Source organism: Nodosilinea sp. P-1105 (assembly GCF_012911975.1).
In the GTDB taxonomy this organism is placed as follows: Bacteria; Cyanobacteriota; Cyanobacteriia; order Phormidesmidales; family Phormidesmidaceae; genus Nodosilinea.
This window is the reverse complement of sequence record NZ_SMDQ01000092.1, coordinates 1-18,333: the sequence shown is the minus strand read 5'-3', so window position 1 is coordinate 18,333 and position 18,333 is coordinate 1. Positions and strand designations below refer to the sequence as shown.

15 protein-coding genes and 1 pseudogene are annotated in these 18,333 nt (G+C 55.7%); 5 read left to right on the top strand and 11 right to left on the bottom strand.

The features are described from left to right. Positions 1 to 265: 265 nt before the first annotated feature. Together E1H13_RS24420 and E1H13_RS24415 are read right to left on the bottom strand one after the other, a co-directional pair. Positions 266 to 1,189, bottom strand: coding sequence for an HNH endonuclease signature motif containing protein (locus E1H13_RS24420; protein ID WP_169617580.1), 924 nt, complete (start codon positions 1,187 to 1,189; stop codon positions 266 to 268). A gap of 53 nt (positions 1,190 to 1,242) precedes the next feature. After that, a complete protein-coding gene (locus tag E1H13_RS24415) occupies positions 1,243 to 1,464 on the bottom strand; it encodes a helix-turn-helix transcriptional regulator (RefSeq protein WP_347404218.1) in 222 nt (73 codons plus the stop codon). 136 nt (positions 1,465 to 1,600) lie between these two features. Between E1H13_RS24415 and E1H13_RS24410 the strand changes: the two genes are divergently transcribed. Continuing rightward, positions 1,601 to 1,876, top strand: coding sequence for a hypothetical protein (locus tag E1H13_RS24410; protein WP_169617578.1), 276 nt, complete (start codon positions 1,601 to 1,603; stop codon positions 1,874 to 1,876). A gap of 91 nt (positions 1,877 to 1,967) precedes the next feature. Here the strand turns inward: E1H13_RS24410 and E1H13_RS24405 are convergent, their stop codons facing one another. Together E1H13_RS24405 and E1H13_RS24400 are read right to left on the bottom strand one after the other, a co-directional pair. Continuing rightward, on the bottom strand, positions 1,968 to 3,029 hold the full coding sequence (locus E1H13_RS24405) for a nuclease-related domain-containing protein (protein WP_169617577.1): 1,062 nt from the start codon (positions 3,027 to 3,029) through the stop codon (positions 1,968 to 1,970). Between the two features lie 141 nt (positions 3,030 to 3,170). Further along, positions 3,171 to 4,010, bottom strand: coding sequence for a PfkB family carbohydrate kinase (locus tag E1H13_RS24400; RefSeq protein ID WP_169617576.1), 840 nt, complete (start codon positions 4,008 to 4,010; stop codon positions 3,171 to 3,173). Between the two features lie 720 nt (positions 4,011 to 4,730). Here E1H13_RS24400 and E1H13_RS24395 point away from each other — a divergent pair. Continuing rightward, complete coding sequence (locus tag E1H13_RS24395; RefSeq protein WP_169617575.1) at positions 4,731 to 5,522, top strand: carbonic anhydrase; 792 nt, start codon at positions 4,731 to 4,733, stop codon at positions 5,520 to 5,522. Between the two features lie 10 nt (positions 5,523 to 5,532). After that, positions 5,533 to 5,910, top strand: coding sequence for a VOC family protein (locus E1H13_RS24390; RefSeq protein ID WP_169617574.1), 378 nt, complete (start codon positions 5,533 to 5,535; stop codon positions 5,908 to 5,910). 319 nt (positions 5,911 to 6,229) lie between these two features. On the opposite strand, the gene E1H13_RS24385 is transcribed toward E1H13_RS24390, so the two are convergent. Further along, the gene (locus E1H13_RS24385; protein WP_169617573.1) at positions 6,230 to 9,160 is read right to left on the bottom strand and encodes a diguanylate cyclase; all 2,931 of its coding nucleotides are present in this window, start codon (positions 9,158 to 9,160) and stop codon (positions 6,230 to 6,232) included. A 146-nt stretch (positions 9,161 to 9,306) separates the two neighbouring features. After that, the gene (locus tag E1H13_RS24380) at positions 9,307 to 9,885 is read right to left on the bottom strand and encodes a Uma2 family endonuclease (protein WP_169617572.1); all 579 of its coding nucleotides are present in this window, start codon (positions 9,883 to 9,885) and stop codon (positions 9,307 to 9,309) included. 138 nt (positions 9,886 to 10,023) lie between these two features. On the opposite strand from E1H13_RS24380, the gene uvrA reads away from it, so the two are divergent. Continuing rightward, positions 10,024 to 13,155, top strand: coding sequence for an excinuclease ABC subunit UvrA (gene uvrA / locus E1H13_RS24375; RefSeq protein WP_169617571.1), 3,132 nt, complete (start codon positions 10,024 to 10,026; stop codon positions 13,153 to 13,155). Positions 13,156 to 13,232: 77 nt separating this feature from the next. Here the strand turns inward: uvrA and E1H13_RS24370 are convergent, their stop codons facing one another. From E1H13_RS24370 to E1H13_RS24355, 4 genes are all read right to left on the bottom strand, one after another. Continuing rightward, positions 13,233 to 13,892: a DUF2459 domain-containing protein gene (locus E1H13_RS24370; protein ID WP_169617570.1), complete on the bottom strand. Its 660-nt coding sequence runs from the start codon at positions 13,890 to 13,892 to the stop codon at positions 13,233 to 13,235. A 156-nt stretch (positions 13,893 to 14,048) separates the two neighbouring features. Continuing rightward, positions 14,049 to 15,179, bottom strand: coding sequence for a DNA replication/repair protein RecF (recF, locus tag E1H13_RS24365; RefSeq protein WP_169617569.1), 1,131 nt, complete (start codon positions 15,177 to 15,179; stop codon positions 14,049 to 14,051). A gap of 69 nt (positions 15,180 to 15,248) precedes the next feature. Further along, on the bottom strand, positions 15,249 to 15,500 hold the full coding sequence (locus E1H13_RS24360) for a hypothetical protein (protein ID WP_169617568.1): 252 nt from the start codon (positions 15,498 to 15,500) through the stop codon (positions 15,249 to 15,251). Between the two features lie 14 nt (positions 15,501 to 15,514). Further along, positions 15,515 to 15,703 (bottom strand): hypothetical protein, encoded by a 189-nt coding sequence (locus tag E1H13_RS24355; protein ID WP_169617567.1) that lies wholly within the window; start codon positions 15,701 to 15,703, stop codon positions 15,515 to 15,517. A gap of 382 nt (positions 15,704 to 16,085) precedes the next feature. Here E1H13_RS24355 and E1H13_RS24345 point away from each other — a divergent pair. After that, positions 16,086 to 17,458, top strand: a pseudogene (locus E1H13_RS24345) (cation:proton antiporter). A gap of 16 nt (positions 17,459 to 17,474) precedes the next feature. On the opposite strand, the gene E1H13_RS24340 reads toward E1H13_RS24345, so the two are convergent. Further along, positions 17,475 to 18,053, bottom strand: coding sequence for a hypothetical protein (locus E1H13_RS24340; RefSeq protein ID WP_206070985.1), 579 nt, complete (start codon positions 18,051 to 18,053; stop codon positions 17,475 to 17,477). Positions 18,054 to 18,333 lie beyond the last annotated feature (280 nt).

Sequence of the window (18,333 nt, the reverse complement as noted above, 5' to 3'; positions counted from 1 at the left end):
CACCCCTTCCTAGCGTTTCTTTCTCTCTCCACTTCTCGCCCTCAGAGCCTCTTTCCCATGTCTAGGTCGGAAGAGCCAGAAAATTTAGCTTTTAAAAGGACTTATTTTCTATTTTATTAAGTACTCAAACAGGATTAATAGGGCCTGCCTTAGGACTTTACTTTGGCAGCAAGGAAGATGGCTAGAAGTTAATAAAGCATTTGCTTGCCAGGGTGCTGAGAGTCTTTTGACAATCCTTATTTTGAATTTTGAGCATTCATTTAATTTACTTTAACCGTTCTGAAATATATTTGGGAATTGAGGACTTTACTTTCCATAGATAAGCTCCTTTTTTTGTATTGCAAGTCTCACAGAGTATTTGTAGATTAACCAAATCGTTACATCCTCCTTTGGAAAGAGGAACTATATGGTCTATGTGAGTAGTAATACTTATATCGCTGAAATAATCAACCCCACAATTTGCACATTTGCCTTTCTCTCTCAAGTCCAAAGTTCGTTTTAACCACGTAGGCCATGACTTAGGTCGATCTATCCATTTGCGGGTTTCACCAGGAAATCCAATCTCGATTATCAGGCTCGAAATCCAAGAGCAAAGCTCTCTATCATTGAAGACTCTTTCAGAGTTGCTCCTCAGATATAAATCCGAAATCTCTTCAAGCTGGATTTTATTCTCCTTGCGTATTTGGTCAATGGCGATCCTTAATCTTCTGTTTTCGTATCTCAAATAGTCATAATATTCATGCTCCCAGTAATCATCTTCTGATTCATATTTTTCTGAAGATTTTTCTGAAACTTCATTAATATAAGCTCTGCATGATTTAGACACTACAAGTTGGTGCAAATCACTAAATTCCAAAAAGTCCTCTGCATACCATAAAAAATGCTCAGGCGTAGAAGGATGAAACCTTGAAGGACTACCATCTTCAGCGGAGTAGAGTGAATCCTCTCTAAGGACGTGCTCATTGTACGCAAAGTGTGAAAGCGCATACAAAATCCCTTTTCGGGTAGTCTTAGAGAAGACATCTGGATCGCAAACTACATTCAGAGCATGCTTCAATCCATAGTAGACAGAAGTTCCAGATTCCTGTGGATCTTGAATGGCAGCAATAGTAATTTCAAATATTTTTAATGCAGTGCCAACATGGAGATTCTGACTTGGTTTTATGGCCAAATTATCATTATTTTTCATTGCAAGTAATGCTGCAAACAGGCAAGGATAATTAACACATGATTTAATAAAAATTATCTTCCCGAGTTTATTTTCTCTATGAGGATATCTCCTAAATATAGTTTCACAAACTCCTCGGCGGCTTGAAAATTAGCATTTGCCAAAGCTTCTACAATCTCCACGACTGTCTCTGCCGTCGGGTCGCGCTTGTCGTGGTACCAGCGGGAAACGCTGCCTCGTTCTACGCCCATCGCTCCGGCCAGCTGGTTTTGGCTGATGCCGTAGGTGTCCAACACCTGCTTTAATGCTTGGCTTGCTCTACCCATTCTCCAACTGTGTCAGAGACTCACGGGAACGTAAATGTTGCTTTTTGGATCACAATCCTGGAATTGGTGCTATCTTGTGATCCATTAAGCAACAAAGGAGCTTCCTATGCCCCAAGCCTTCCTCCCATCCACCCTGGCTAACCCTGCCTTGCAAGTCACCCTTGAGCCTGCCACCGAACCAGGGCGGGAGGTGATTCGTATTTTGGTCATTGGTAGCGCCCACGGCGTAGAGCGCATCATCCACGAGCTATATCGCCTTGGCTTTGCCGAAGTCTGCGAGGGTCGCAAACCCCAGCCCGTTCGGCTGAGCCCTGATGTCGAAGCCACAGGCCGTACTCACGAAATCATGCGAGTGCTGACCCGTTATGTCATGGTGGCGTAGGGTGCATCGTCGTGGCCAACCATCTCGGCGATCGCCCTCATCCCCTTCTGGGCCGCAATCCACCACTATCATTCATTCTCGTGACTCTCCTTCACCCTTCGGGGTTGACGTAAAAGAGTTGGGGGTGAGGGGTGTCAGGGCAGACCACATAAAACTCCCGACCTCGCTTAGAGATTTTGGCTTTCTCACCGTTGACGCAGGTCACCTTAATCGGGGTATTGCCGCCACAGTCAGCACACTTGAAATAGTAGCCATATTTACCGTAGACAATGGTTAAATGACTGCCCCCGCAAGCACGGCAGGTATGTACCGAGGTCGCTTGAGTCGCAGACTTGGCGGCAGTGGGCTGGGGCTGAGATGAGGGGACCGAGGGAGGCTGGAGCTGGTCCACGGACTGAGGCTTGGTCATGGGCGGCGTTGCCTTATTGGGCTGAGGGCACGGGCGACTTGTGTGAGGGTTGGCAACAGCCTCTTGAGGTGTAGGCTGCCTGGTCGGCTGCGGTTGAGGGGTATGCTGTTGTAGTAAAAACGCCGTCAACTTCGTCACTGTCTTATCGCTAAATTCGGCTCCGGCATCTTTCAGGTTGAGGGAAAATAAACCGCTGGCCCGACGATAGGCTTCATTCATCTCCTGAACTCTGCTGGTGATCTGATCAGCCTTGAGCACCTGCTGCGTGGCAAAGCCCCGTGGCCGCTGAATTACCCCAGTGTCAGAAATGGCCACTAAACCATCAAAGGGCACAGAGCTAAACGTGACCTGGATCGTCAATACCTTGCGGAAGAACTGATCCACATGGTCGTTAAGTAAAGCCTTCAGCAACTCGGCCTGCCGCTCTACTTGCAGCAGGGGGGAGGGCATTCCCTGCCAGGCTGAGCCTACCTGGCGCGACCATTCCCCCTGGGCATTGACGCGAATCTGTGTGGTGACGCTTTTACTCTCAATCAGGGTAAACCCGTGGGTGCTGACCAGTAGATGGTCAATTTGGGCGACCTCGCCCTGACGCTCTACTCGCAATCCGTTCAGCACTTTGATCTTAGGATCTTCGCCAAACGCTCGGCGGAGGTAAAACGCCATTTGTTCTTCTGCTCGGCGTCCCGCCTGCATCTGTTTACTGGCATTAGGGGCTATGGGATCCAGTTCTTTAACAATCATGACTCACAGCTATCGGACTTTGCCCTAATACAGTACCCAGTTCCTAGCCTCTAGTAGAGGCTGAGGGGGCATAGCCGTCAGGTGTAGCGCTGCCTACGCCGCAATGCACCAATAGGAAAGTCGGCCATGGATAGCTTCACACTACGATCGCGGTCCAAACCGTTGACAACTTTGGGCGGCGACCTGGGCGGCTAGGGTAAGGGCGGGTTCAACGTCATGGCTGAGGCGGTAGTGGCAAAAGGCACCGTGGAAAATATCTCCGGCCCCCAGGGTATCGGTGACGGCCACCTGGGGCACGGGGAGCTCGACTATCGTGCCGTTGCGCCACAGTTGAATCGGGTCTGGTCCATGGGTCATGGCCACCTCGGGGATGCCCATCTGGTGTAGGGCTTGCAGGGTGCCCAGGGCGGTGGGCTGATCCGGCAGGCGAAATTTGGCGGCGGCAATCACGCTGGTGGCCAGGGGCAAGACGGTTTCAAAGCCGGGCTTCCAGCTGCCAGCGTCTATGACAACGGGAATATTTCGCTGGCGGGCCAGGGTGGCGATCGCGCGGCCCAACGCCATCTGGTGACCATCCACTAGCACCACGTCTACTCCTCTCAGCCAGTGATCGTAGTGCAGGGGAGGCTCGATCTGGCGACCAATGGCATTGCGGGAGATGACGGCGCGATCGCCGGTGGCGGCGGTGACTAAGATGGTGGATAGGGGGGGTGGATCCGCGATCGCTGGGCTCAGGTCCAGAATGTCTACCCCATGGTGGGCTAGATCGGCGTGGATCAGGCTGGTCATGGGGTGTTGCCCCAGAGCACCCAGCACCTGGGCAGCATTCCCCATCTGGCTGAAGGTGACAGCGGCGTTAGTGGCCGGTCCCCCTGCCCCCAGCCAGCTAGCCTGGGCCACGGTTTTCTCGTTGGCGTCGGGGATGTGGTGCACCTGGTAGACGCAATCCAGGGTGATCAATCCCACAAATAGGCCTTTCACATACACCTCCGAAATGTCTTTACCCTATTACTCTGAGGCATAAGTCGGCTCACCATTGCTGACACCTGTGTAACCCACCCCTGCCCCTCCCAGGAGGGGATGCCGACACCTGACACCTTCAGCAACGGGGTCATGTTTCTGTCGGGTAGTACTATGCCATCCAACTAATCTGAAGAACGAAAACAGAAAAGGGAAGAACAAAAAGGGGAATGCTCGGACATCGGACCACACCCAAGACCGTCTTTTCCCCCATCACCGAAACCACCCCATCATCCCCTTCCCCGCCAGGGCGGACACACAGGTCTGCCCCTACGATATTCACCGTGTCCCGAATCGTCCTCGGTACCACTCCCTGCCAGGGCGGACACACAGGTCCGCCCCTACGATATTCACCGTGTCCCGAATCATCCTCGGTACCACTCCCTGCCAGGGCGGACACACAGGTCCGCCCCTACGATATTCACCGTGTCCCGAATCGTCCTCGGTCCCACTCCCTGCCAGGGCGGACACATGGGTCCGCCCCTACGGCATCCACCCATCCACCCCATCTCCCATCCACCCATCTACCCCATCTCCCATCCACCCATCCACCCATCTCCCCAAACAAGCCACCATAATCACTGCGATAAGCAAATCTTTGCCAAAGAAGGCACTCAGATATGGGATAACAATATATGTGGGGCAGCGGTGCCCTGCCCGTAATGAATTGGCCTTTGCCCTATGGAAAAGCTGCTGCGCGGTCTGCGCGAATTCCAAGAACACTACCTCCCCAGCCACAAAGAGCTGATTAAGCAGTTAGCCAAGGGCCAGCATCCCCGGGTGCTGTTTATCGGCTGTTCCGACTCACGGGTTGACCCGACTATCATTACCCAGGCGGACATTGGCGATTTGTTCATTATCCGCAACGCTGGGAACATTATTCCGCCCTTTGAGGCCACCAATGGTGGCGAAGGGGCCACCATCGAATATGCCATGGAAGCTCTGGATATTCGGCAGATTATTGTCTGTGGCCACACCCAATGTGGGGCGATGAAGGGCCTGCTACAGCTAGGTGAGCTAGAAGAAAAGATGCCCCTGGTCTACCACTGGTTGCACCACACAGAGGCTACCCGCAAACTGGTGGAAGACCACTACAGTGACTTAGACAAAAGTGAGAAGCTCGATCTGTTAGTGGCCCAGAATGTGCTCACCCAAATCGATAATCTGCAGACCTATCCGGTGATTCGCTCGAAGTTGCACACGGGCAATCTAGCGATCCACGGCTGGATTTACCGCCTGGAAAATGCCCAGTTGTTGGCTTACGACGAAGAGACGGAAAAGTTTGTCCCCCCCCACAGCAAAATCTATGCCGACATCGACGAAGCCAGGGTGACGAAGCCGGGTGGGCTGTCTCAGAAAACCAAGGCTGACCCTGAGCCTGCCTATGCTGGTCCGGTGCAATCCTACTGGCCGGGGGCGAACCGGCTTAGCCCCGAACAGTCGGCCCGAATTTTTGGTAAGACGCCGGTTTGATCCGGTACCAATGAACTATTCCAGCGTTTATGTGGCTTTGGCCAGTGTCAATGTTGATGCCCTGGTGACCTTCTATAGTGACCTGCTAGGCCAAACGGCCCAGCGGGTTATCCCGTCTCGCTATGGCGAGTTTCAGGTGGTGGGGCTGCGGCTGGCGATTTTTCACCCCCGGCAGGATCACCAGGCTGAATTTCAGGCGACTACCAGCGGCGGCATGAGTTTGTGTATTGACGTGGAGGATTTAGACCAGGCGATCGCCCGTCTCGCCCAGTTGGGCCACCCCCCCCCTGGGCCAATCATCACCGCTTCCCATGGGCGCGAAATCTACGCCTACGACCCAGACGGTAATCGGCTGATTCTGCACCAGAGCCCGCCAGGCCATGGGTAGCATCTGTCGGCTGATTGCTGGCTGAGAGGGTTTACGGTTCACGGTAAGCGGTTTTAAGGCGAGCCGTAGACTGTGCATCGCAGCACTCATACAGATCCCAGCGGTTGACTAACGGCGGTGCCCTTCGATGGAGCAGGAAGAAACCTTGTGAGGGTGTTTCCTGGGGCTGGTGGGCAGAGCCCACCCTACGATTGGAGCTGTAAGCCCAAACCTTTGCTTAGAGCGGGATTCCCTTTCTGCCTTCTGCCTTCTGCCTTCTGCCTTCTGCCTTCTGCCTTCTGCCTTCTGCCTTTCTGTACTAGGGCAATGCCTTGACCGATCAGGAAGCTATACAGAAGCGATCGCGGCCGGTTTGTTTGGCTTGGTACAGGGCTTTGTCCACCTGCTGGATCAGCGCTTCGGGAGAACTAGTCGTTGAGGGTAGAGTGGCCACTATGCCAAAGCTGAGGGTAATGGGACTAGCGTTAGGTTGGGTAGGGTGGTCAAGCTGTAGGTTCGCGATCGCGGCTTGCATGTTTTGCACCACTGCGATCGCTCCCGGCACGTCGGTCTGGGGTAGGATGATGCCAAACTCTTCTCCCCCACAACGGGCCAGACAATCAGTGGCCCGATTCACGCAGGTCTGCAGGGCCTGGGTCACCGCGATGAGACAACCATCCCCAGCGGGGTGGCCATAGGTGTCGTTGTACTGCTTGAAATGGTCAATATCACACAGAATCAGGGCCAGGGAAGTCTGTTCCCGCTGGGCCCGCCGCCATTCCTGGGTTAGGGTTTGATCAAAACAGCGGCGGTTGGCCACCTGGGTCAGGGCATCGGTATTCGATAGATGCTCCAGCTCCTGGTTGGTGGTTTGCAACTGCTGGTGTAGTTCGGCCTGGTAGACCGCGATCGCCAATTGCTCGGCCACCTGTTGCAATAAATTCAGTTCCTCCGGCTGCCACTGGCGGGGGGTGGCGCAGGCGTGGGTAATCAGCAATCCCCAGACCCGGCTAGTGCCGTCGGCTTGACCCTGTAAAATCGGTGCCACCATTTTGGATTGCACCTGGGTATCGCGCATAAAGTCCACCAGACACTCACCCCAAGTATCTAGGGCCACATCCGAAACAATCCGGGCCATCCCCTGGGCATAGGCGGCATAGCATTCGGGCGGAAAGCATTCATCCTCCCAGCGCATCTCCAGGGTGATGGGATATGCAGGGCGCACCATTTCTTTAATTACCACCCCGGAGTGATCTGAGTCGAGCCGAAAGATCAGGGTCCGATCCGCCTGGAAAACCCGCTGAATTTCACTCACTGCCGCCTCTAGGATGGCATCCAGGTGGAGGGTCTGACGAATGTGCTGGGTGATCAGCCGTAGGGTGCGTTCCTGTTCCGCTTGATAGATAGAGTCCTCTTGGGCGCGCCGCAGGTCAGTGATGTCACGGGCAACGATCAACACTGTCTCTACCCTTCCATCGCCATCAAACTCAGGCACAATCCGGGAGTCAAAGGTTTTAGGGCCAGTGGGCAATGCCATCGTGTAGTCTAGGGTCTGGGTTTGGCCGGTGGTAAATGCCCGCTCGAATGCCCCTTGCCAGCGGCTGGTTAGGATGTCTGGAAAGCCCAACTCTTGAGGCGTTTTACCCAAGATTGCCGCCTGGGGAAGCTGGTTTAGGGCGGCGACGGCTGGGTTGGCGTACAGAAAGCGATACTGGCGATCGCAGCGCAGAATACAGTCAGGGGTGTTTTCGGCCAGGGCCCGGAACTCCTGCTCTCGCTGAGTCAGCTGTTTTTCTGCCAGTCGGCGATCGCCGCTTTCTTTGACTAACGCCACCAGGCTGGCCAGGTAGATGGCAAAATGTTGTTCCTCCACTCGCCAGGGGTGAGGGGCGTGGGTTTGGTCAAAGCACAAGACCCCGATTAATTGACCTTCTGAGCGAATAGGCACATCCATCATCGACACAATCCCTTCAGACCGAATGTAGGTCTGGGCAAATTCTTGGGTGCGAGGATCTTGGTGAGCGTCGTCAGCGGCAATGATGCGGTTGTTGACCATGGCCCGAAAGTAGATCGGGTAATCAGCCATGCTAAACGGCGGTAAGGTCAGGTGACGATTTTGGTCGCGACAGAACAGGTCGGCGCAGACCAACAGGGGTGTCTCTGCCTGCAACCACCAAACGCTGACTCGATCGAGTTGCAGGGTCTGGGCGGCGGTTTCAGTGATGTACCGCAGGGCCATGGCCAAATCCCCGCTGTACAGCTCTTGACGCTGGAACAGTTCCAGCATGGCAAGCTGCTGTTGCTGCAGCTGCTGGTGGCGTTGAGCGGCTTCTGCCTCTAGGCGCTTGCGATCGCTGATGTCAGTGGCAACGCTAACCACAGTCCAGCAATTCTGGGCCTGATGCCATTCCGCTGTGGCCACTTCTCGAATCCAGCGCATGGAACCATCGGCATGACGGAAGCGATATTCAGCACCGAGCTGAGTCTGTCCCGCCATGATGGCGGCTATAACCGGCTTAATCACCGCCTCCAGGTCTTCTGGGAGAACTCGCGACTGCCAGAGATCAGGCTGGTTCAGTAGGACTGCGGCCGGGTAACCATACATCGATTCACTCTTGGAGGAGTAATAGTCGTAAGCAACACGGCCATCGGCAAACAGCCGGAATTTAACAATGCAGGCTGGAGAGTTGTTCAAAAACGATCTGAGGTCTGCATTGGCCTGTTCTAGGGCGCTGGTGCGTTGGGCGACTTGCTGTTCCAACGACTGGTTGAGTTGGTGTAGCTGTTGGGCTAAGGCCCTTTGCTCGGTGACATCCCGCAATATGGACAGATGTCGATGGGGCATGACATTGGCAGTAGCGGCATATTCCACCTGGCGCATGGTGCCATCGGCCCGCATCAGGGGAAATTCGCCCCGTGCCTGCCCCTGCTGCAGAAAGCTGATCCAGGCCTGGTCAGCATCAATGTCAGCGGGGGTAAAGTCCTTTAAACTGCAGCCAACCAACTCAGCTCTGGTCAGGCCAAACAAGTCACAGGCGGCCTGATTTGCCGCCACGTAGCTGCCCTGGTCGTCGGCAATCACAATCGCTTCGAGGGCCGCTTCAAACAGAGCCTGAAAGGGGTGTTCACTGAGAAGCTCAAGGGTTGTCTGGGCCAGAGGGGAGGCAATTTCATCCTGCCCTGCTATGGCCTCTGTCTCTGGCACATCACTGCGGTCTTCGGTGGCTGGAGGTGGGTGCTGCAGAGAATTGTCTTGGGGAAAGGCGGGCATGGCAAAGCCGTGGCGAAAACGGTAGGAACTCCAATGGATCTATATTTAGTAAACCCTCAATCTTAGTGATAGTGTTGCCCGTTATCGTGATTCGCAACAGTTGGCTGAGATCAGGGAGCATACAGGGGAGCAGAGACCGTCCCTGGTTAAGGCTGGGCGGTGGCAAACAGTTGGGCAGCGGTTAAGTTGAGTCCAGGAAATTGTGACGAGGCGATCGCGCCATCACCGGTCACCGTGTCCGCTGGCTTAAACCCCTGGCCATCCTGGGCCAGCCGCAGCACCGTCTGGTCCTGGGGGTTAACAATCCAATATTCGGGAATCCCCAGGTCATCATACTGGGCCCGCTTCGCCACATAGTCTCGCTCCCACTGCAGGTCCCCAGGGCTAACCACCTCCACCACCAGCAGCGGCGGCGGCATGGTCAGGCGAATGGTGTTGCGGTTAGCCAGTTGTGAGATATGCTCGGGTCGCAGAATGGTCAGGTCGGGGAAACGGTTTTTGGGTTCTCCCCTCACCTCCAGCTCTAAGCCATGCCCCCGCACCAGGTCGGGGCCAATCAGCAGCGCAAAAGCCATAAACAGACGATTGGCAATCTGTACATTGAATCCCGATTCTGGCGGCACGGCAATCAACTCTCCATTAAATAGCTCGTAGATTTGATCTGTGCCGTCGTCATAGGCCAGATAGTCGTCAAAGCTGTGAAACCTGAGCTGGGTCTGTACCATCAGGGGAGTCCTTAGCAGGGGGATCTCTAGTGTAGTTGACTGGCCTGCCTGAGCTTGGCTGCCGTAGACGTACACACTCCCAAAACAACTGTTTATAAATGTTAAATTAATACATGCGTTGTCACGAAGCCCTCAGACATGCCCAAATCGGATGCCTCCGCCAAGAAATCCCCCACTTCCCGCCGGGGGCGAGCGTCCAGCCAACGCCAGGGCTCAAACGGCAGCAACGGTAGCACCAGTGCCGGGCTAGATCATCACCACGCCGCCATTGACGACAATGTGATTCGGATTCGGGGGGCTCGCCAGCACAACCTGAAAAATTTAGACCTGGAGCTGCCCCGCAACCAGCTGATTGTGTTTACTGGGGTGTCTGGGTCTGGCAAGTCATCCCTGGCCTTTGATACCATCTTTGCCGAGGGGCAGCGCCGCTATGTGGAATCCCTCAGTGCCTACGCCCGCCAGTTTTTGGGCCAGGTGGATAAGCCGGATGTGGATGCGATCGAGGGGCTGAGTCCAGCCATTTCCATCGACCAAAAATCCACCTCCCACAACCCCCGATCTACGGTGGGCACGGTGACTGAAATCTACGACTACCTACGGTTGCTCTATGGCCGAGCCGGCGATCCCCACTGTCCCCATTGCGATCGCAGTATTTCTCCCCAGACCATCGACCAGATGATTGATCGGGTGATGACCCTGCCCGATCGCACCCGGTTCCAGGTGCTGGCCCCGGTGGTGCGGGGTAAAAAGGGCACCCACAAAAAGCTGTTGTCCAGCCTGGCCTCGGAGGGGTTCGTTCGGGTGCGGGTGAACGGGGAAATTCGCGAACTCACGGACAACATTGAGCTAGATAAAAACCACAGCCACCACATTGAGGTGGTGGTAGACCGACTGGTGAAAAAAGCAGGGCTGGAAGAGCGGCTGGCCGACTCTCTGCGCACCTGTCTGAAGCGATCGGATGGGATCGCGGTGATTGATATTCTGGCGGAGCGGGGTCAGGAGGTCGGAGCCAGGGAACTGGGCACAGGGGATAGGGCACAGGAAACAGGGGGGAAGGTCGTGTCTCTGAGCGATCGCTTACCCCAGGCGGCAGAGGGGGAAGGGAGCTATGGTGAAGCCCAGCCCCTGAAGGAACTGGTATTCTCGGAAAACTTTGCTTGCCCCGAACATGGGGCGGTGATGGAGGAACTGTCCCCCCGGCTGTTTTCCTTTAACTCCCCCTATGGGGCCTGCCCCCATTGCCATGGGTTGGGCAGTCTGCGCACCTTCTCGGCGGATCTGGTGGTGCCTGATCCCACCCTGCCGGTGTATGCGGCGATCGCCCCCTGGTCAGAAAAAGACAACACCTACTACTTCTCCCTGCTCTATAGCGTTGGTCAGGCCTTTGGCTTCGAGATTCAAACCCGCTGGGATCAGCTCACCCCCGAGCAGCAACACATCGTCCTGCACGGCAGCGAGGAGAAAATCTACATCGAGTCCGATTCCCGCTACCGGGAACGCAAGGGCTACTATCGTCAGTACGAAGGGGTGTTACCCATCCTCGATCGCCAGTACCGGGAAACCTCCTCCGATCTGTACAAACAAAAGCTGGAAAAGTACCTGATCGACCAAACCTGTGAGGTGTGCCACGGCACCCGCCTCAAGCCCGAGTCCAATGCCGTGCGGATTGGTCCCTACAGCATCAATGATCTGACCAACGTCTCCATCCGCGAGTGTCTGAAGCGGATTCGTACTCTGGTGGGGGAAACGGGGGATGCCCCCAAACTCTCGGCCCGGCAGTTACAGATTGGCGCTCTGGTGCTGCGGGAGATTCGGGCTCGGCTGCAGTTCATGATGGATGTGGGGCTGGACTACCTGACCCTGCATCGCACCGCCATGACCCTGTCTGGCGGCGAAGCCCAGCGGATTCGTCTGGCCACCCAAATCGGCTCTGGGTTAACGGGCGTGCTCTATGTGCTCGACGAACCCAGCATTGGTCTGCACCAGCGGGACAACGATCGCCTGCTGAATACTCTCTATCGGCTGCGGGACCTGGGCAACACCCTGATTGTGGTGGAGCACGACGAAGACACTATCCGCGCCGCCGATCATCTGGTGGACATTGGCCCCGGGGCGGGTATCCATGGTGGGGCCATTGTGGCTGAGGGCAGTCTCAAGCACCTGATTAATGCTAAAGACTCCCTCACCGGGGCTTATCTGTCGGGGCGGCAGTCGATTCCCACCCCAGCCGAGCGACGCCCCGGCAATGGCCGCTCCCTGGTGCTGAAAAATGCCCACCGCAACAACCTGAAACACCTGGATATTGAGATTCCCCTGGGCCAGTTAGTGTGTGTCACCGGGGTATCCGGCTCCGGCAAGTCCACCCTGGTGAACGAGCTGCTCTACCCCGCTTTGCAACACCATTTTGGTCGCAAGGTGCCCTTTCCCCAACATCTGGATAAAGTCAACGGTCTCAAGGCCCTGGATAAGGTGATTGTGATCGACCAATCCCCCATTGGTCGCACCCCCCGCTCTAACCCGGCCACCTATACCGGCGTGTTCGATGTGATCCGTAACCTGTTCACCGAAACTATTGAAGCCAAGGCCCGGGGCTATAAGGCTGGCCAGTTCTCGTTCAATGTCAAGGGGGGGCGCTGCGAAGCCTGCGGTGGCCAGGGGGTGAACGTGATTGAGATGAACTTCCTGCCAGATGTCTATGTGCAGTGCGAAGTGTGCAAAGGGGCTCGTTACAACCGCGACACCCTGCAAATTACCTACAAGGGCAAAAATATTTCCGATGTGCTGAACATGACCGCCGAAGAGGCCCTCGACTTTTTCCAAAATATTCCCCAGGCGGCCAGTCGGCTGCAAACCATGGTGGATGTGGGCTTGGGCTACATTCGCCTGGGTCAAACTGCCCCCACCCTGTCTGGTGGCGAAGCCCAGCGGATGAAGCTGGCCTCGGAACTGGCCCGCCGTTCTACCGGCAAAACCCTGTATCTGATCGACGAACCCACCACGGGTCTGTCGTTCTACGATGTGCACAAACTACTGGACGTGGTGCAGCGGCTGGTGGATAAGGGCAATTCGGTGCTGATGATTGAGCACAACCTGGATGTAATACGCTGTGCCGACTGGCTGATTGACCTGGGGCCAGAAGGGGGCGATCGCGGTGGCGAGCTGATTGCCCAGGGCACCCCAGAGGACGTGGCCCAGGTGGCGGAGTCCTACACGGGCCAGTACCTGGCCCAGGTGCTAAAGCAGCACCCGTCCGCCGTACCCGCTGGATAGGCGGGTTACCCAGCACCTAACACCCCCAGCAAAGGGGGTCATATTTCGGCCAGTCAAGGCTACTGCCGCCGAGGATTTCACGTCTTTACCTTAAAGTTGGGCCAGACCACAAACCCTCGCACGCCGCAGTCCAGGTCATGCAACCAGGAGACTAACTCATGGTTGCTGTTGTGGAACACCGTGTAAGACGGCTCCACTTTGACGAAGTGGAGGTCACTGGCGGGATGGTGCACCTGGGTATCTTGGTGGTCAGTAAACCAGGTGTCGAGGCGCGATCGCAGTTGGGTGACCTGGACCCCAGAGACCTCTAGTTCCAGCACTTGCCGCTGCCGGTCCGTCAAGGTTTGATTCACCTGCGAAATATTGCTTAAGTAGCGGCGGCCGAGGGTGGCGGGAGTGGGCCAAAACAGGGCTTGCAGTGCCGTAACTACCGTTTGCTGTTGCAGGGCAAAGTATTGCCAGTCCCCATAGGTGTACTGCACCAGCCCCCCGGCGCCATCAGGCAGCACCAAGCGAGAGTGCATCCCGTGATCCACCACATAAACCAGACGCGGTTCTTCTGGCTGGCTGGGGGGAATAATCACCGTGGGGGACCAAAGCAGCACCACCGTGGCGACCACCAGGGCCAGGAATGACCATCCCAACCGCGATCGCCAGGACGCCATCCAACGCCTCAGTCCTAACGGCTTCCCCTTGGCCCGCAATCCCATGTGCTCAACAATAGGGTTCTCTTCCATGGTAAGGGTGTTGTCCACCATTCTCTACGTTTGATGCTGGCGCGATCGCCAGGTTAGCCTCAAGACAAGGCCCCCAGACCAGATAACGTTTAATTGAATCGGGTGGCCCGATATAGCGATCGCCAGTGGGGTTGAGACATTCCCCCTGACCGAGCCCTAGGGCGATCGCCCGTCAATCTGCCCGGCTTTAACCGTCAAAATCTGTGACGAGGTTTGCCACTGGCTGTCAAATGCCCCCAGGTGGGTGGTGGTAATCAGGGTCTGAAACCGGTCTTGAATCGCCTCCAGCAGCTGATTTTGCCGGTTTAAATCTAGCTCTGCCAGCACATCATCCAGCAGCAGCAGCGGCGGTTCGCCAATTACCTCGTCAATCAGGTGTAGTTCCGCCAGCTTCAGAGCCAATACCAGGGTGCGCTGCTGCCCCTGGGAACCATACTGACGGCTAGGGGTGTCGTTAATGGCGAAGTCAATGTCGTCGCGGTGGGGGCCAACCAGGGTGGTGCGCTGGTGTTTTTCGGCGATCGCCCGCTGCTGAATTTTGGCTAAAAAGTCCGCCTGAATCTGCTGCGGGTCATCCTCTGCCAGGGGCACATTGGGCTGGTAGCGTACCCGTAGCTCCTCCCGCTGACCACTGATGGTCTGGTGCCACTGGTGGGCAATGGGGGCCAACCGGTCGATGGCCCTGGCTCGACGGCGAATCACCCGGGTGCCCAGGGCTGCTAGTTGGGCATCCCACAGGGCCATCTCGGTGGGGTCAGGGGTAGCCTCGACCTCGTCGCCATAGACGCGCTTAATCAGGGCGTTGCGCTGCTTGAGCACCTGGTTGTACTGGCCCAAAATGTGAGCATACACCGGCTCTAGCTGAATCAATAGCGTATCTAACCAAGTGCGCCGCTCCCCAGGACCACCCCGCACCAGGTCTAGATCAAGACTCGAGAACTGCACCGCGTTCAAGGTGCCTAAAAAGTCCATCTGCCGCCGCAGCTTTTCCCCATTCAGCACAGCGGTGCGTCGCCCCACCGGCCGCAGCACCAGGGCAAGATCCGCCATTCCCACCTGCCGCCGCACCGATGCCGTAATGTGAGCCAGGGGTTGATCCTGCTGGACTAAGTCGCGATCGCGGCCAGTCCGGTGGGATTTCAGGGTAGCCAATAGCTCTACCGCCTCCAGCACGTTGGACTTCCCCTGGGCATTTTCCCCCACCAAAATGGTCTTAGGGGCCGTGAAGTCAATCTGCTGGTCGCCGTAGTTGCGAAATTGTTTTAGGTGCAGGTGGGTCAGGTACAAGGGTGCAGGGCCAGAGCTTGACTGGGTTTAGGATACAGTACCTACGCCCTTACATCTCCCCTGAAGCCCCTAAGCGGGCAGCAGTAGTTTTACTAAAAACGCCGTCGCATTCACAATCAGGGCCACGGTGGCAGAAATCAATAGCGCAAAGGCCAGTTGCACAACCCAGCGCATCCCTTGCTCGTAGGTGTCTAAGCGTTCATTAAAGCGGCTAATGTCATCTGTAAGCCGATCGATCGCTTGCGCGTTTTTATCAACAGCCTGAGTGGTTTTCTCAACTAAGGCCTCAATGCGGTCTAGGCGGTCGTTACTTGCGGTCACAGATAGTTGCTGCGCTATACGGCTATTATGCGCGATCGCCCTAGATCCTTGAAGCCAGAACTACTCATAGCTGCGATCGCCTGCCCGACGGCTTTGCCCCCTCGGGCGGCGGCGCCGCAGCGAGCGTACCCAGGCAGAGCTTGGACACGAGAGAGCTTTACCCCCAGCCACACCTCAAAAGAATAAGCTCGACTTATACACAAAATCCGTTATCAAGATATTCCTGATAGTTTTCATCTTAAGACGAGAGTGATACTCTGTTTATAGAGTAAATGCAATTGCATCTTTGAAATTCATTTACTTCAGTCAATTCAAAAATTCAATGTTTGCCGTGGCACCGATAGACGGCTTGCCCCTCCCCGGCCTAGCGGCACGGGGATTCTTAGTTCAGGGAGTCCCTTGATCCAGGTTTCCTGGCGAAGCTCTGAACAGCGGTAGGGGTTTCCCCAAGGGTTCCGTTATCTGTGTCCCAGGCTTAAAGCTGCCGTTAGGACATTAATCACCATGCTCTCTCTGGATTTTGTCAATTTTCCCAGGTTGCTAACCTCTGTTTTGGCAGAGGTGCCCTCTGAAGAAGCGGCCCCGATGATTTTGGCGGGGGTTTTGCTGAGTTTGATGGTGATTTATACCAAGTCCAGCTCGGGATCTGGAGTTTTCCCACAGGCATAACTCCAGGTCTGGACTTGAATTTGGTTTATTTAGCCAGCAAGCTCGGTGGAGAGGTGTCTAAATTACTTGGCCTGCCACCGGTATTGGGGGAACTGGTCAGTGGTGTTTTAGTCGGGGTCTCAGCGCTGCACCTGCTGGTTTTTCCCGAGGCCGGTGTCGAGGCCTCTAGTTCCCTGTTGATGACCGGTCTTCAACGGTTGATGGGCCCCTCAACGGAAACCCTCACCTATGTGTTTGAAACCCAGGGCGAGATTATTTCGGTGCTGGCCGAACTGGGGGTGATTATTCTGTTGTTTGAAATTGGCCTTGAGTCTGACCTGAAGGAGTTACAAAAGGTGGGCTGGCAGGCCGCCGTGGTGGCTGTGGTCGGCGTAGTGGCCCCCTTTGCCCTGGGCACTCTGGGCCTGATGGGCATTTTCCACATTGCCGCGCTGCCTGCGATTTTTGCGGGCGCGGCCCTAACGGCAACCAGCATTGGCATTACGTCAAAGGTGCTGTCGGAGTTGGGCCAGTTGCGATCGCGGGAAGGTCAAATCATTGTCGGCGCCGCTGTGATGGATGACGTGCTGGGGATTATTGTGCTGGCCGTCGTGGCGAGCCTGGCCAAGACCGGCGATGTTTCTATCATCAACGTGGTTACCCTGATTGCCAGTGCCAGCGGCTTTCTGCTGGGGGCTATTTTTATCGGTCGTGGCTTTAATCGTGTGTTTGGTGCGATCGCCGATCGCCTGCAAACTCGCGGCAAACTGGTCATTCCCGCCCTAACTTTTGCCCTGGCCCTGGCGTTCGTGGCCCAAGCCGTTCACCTCGAAGCGATTCTGGGGGCCTTTGCCGCCGGACTGGTGCTGGACGAAACTGACCAACGCAAAGAACTCGACCAGCAAATTATCCCCATCGCCGATGTGCTGGTGCCGATCTTCTTCGTCACCGTAGGGGCACGGGTTGACCTCAGCGTCTTGAACCCCATTCACCCAGAAAATCGGCTGGGCTTGCTGATTGCCGCCTTTTTAATTGTGGTTGCCATCATCGGCAAAACCATTACAGGCTGGGCGGTCTTTGGCAAGGAACCCGTCAATCGTCTGGCGGTTGGTGTGGGTATGATTCCTCGGGGGGAAGTGGGCCTGGTGTTTGCGGGCATTGGAGCGGCCAGTGGTACCCTAGATCGACCGCTCCAGGCCGCTATTATTGCCATGGTTATTCTCACCACGCTGTTGGCACCGCTGCTGCTACGGTGGGCCTTCCGCGAAACAGCGACTGTGGCGGAAACGGTAGACTTGGCAGGGTCATAGCAAAATGGCTCTCAGCTCAATCCAGCACGGTCAGGTGCGACAGCAACGTCTCAACATCCTGCATCTCTACCGGACAGTCACAGGCCGCTGATACCTCCAGAAGCTGATTGCTGCCAGGATAGGTACCCAGGAAGGTAACGCCATAGCCCGATATGGACTCCACCAGATAGCCCGAGATGCCATTGTGGTTATAGGCTCGAATTTGACTATAGGCCGGGATGCGTCTACCGGCAGCGTCAAACTGGTAGCCCACCGACCAAATCGCCTGATCTCGCAGAGACATAGCGGGATCAGGCGAGACTAATTGAATGCTTTCGTGATAGTACCCCCTGGCTCCATACCCCCCTTGGGCAACACATTGAAGCAGGGCAAAGTCATCGGGATGCAGGATTGAAATAGAACCATCTTGACGCTTCATGGTGCGATAGTTGCTGGGAATGGCCACAGCAATGCCAAAGTCAGGCAGCTCAACGGTTCTCAGGGTCTCGGAAGCAGGCTCGAACTCGCCATCATCAGGACAAATACGGCCCTGCGCTAGGGCACGGGGCATTGGCAACAGAGCCAAGCAAGCTAGCACTATCAGCAGTTTCTGCATTTTTGGATCGCCTCAGTCTAGATATAAACGCGCTACTCAAACGGGCCACACATTATTGAATTCAGCATGAGTCGGTCCTGCTCCCCATTGTTTACAGAAAAATGCCAAACCCTATCTACCTGGCTACAACCCCATCTCCCCCAGAACAGCGATCGCCAGGTGACAACAACATAGTTCGCATGTACTATATAGACTCGTTCTAGTTCCTGATTCGTTCAATCCTCCATGCACCGCGAGTTTGAGCAGGTTCAGCGTGCCATCTACCACGGCATCTGTCTGA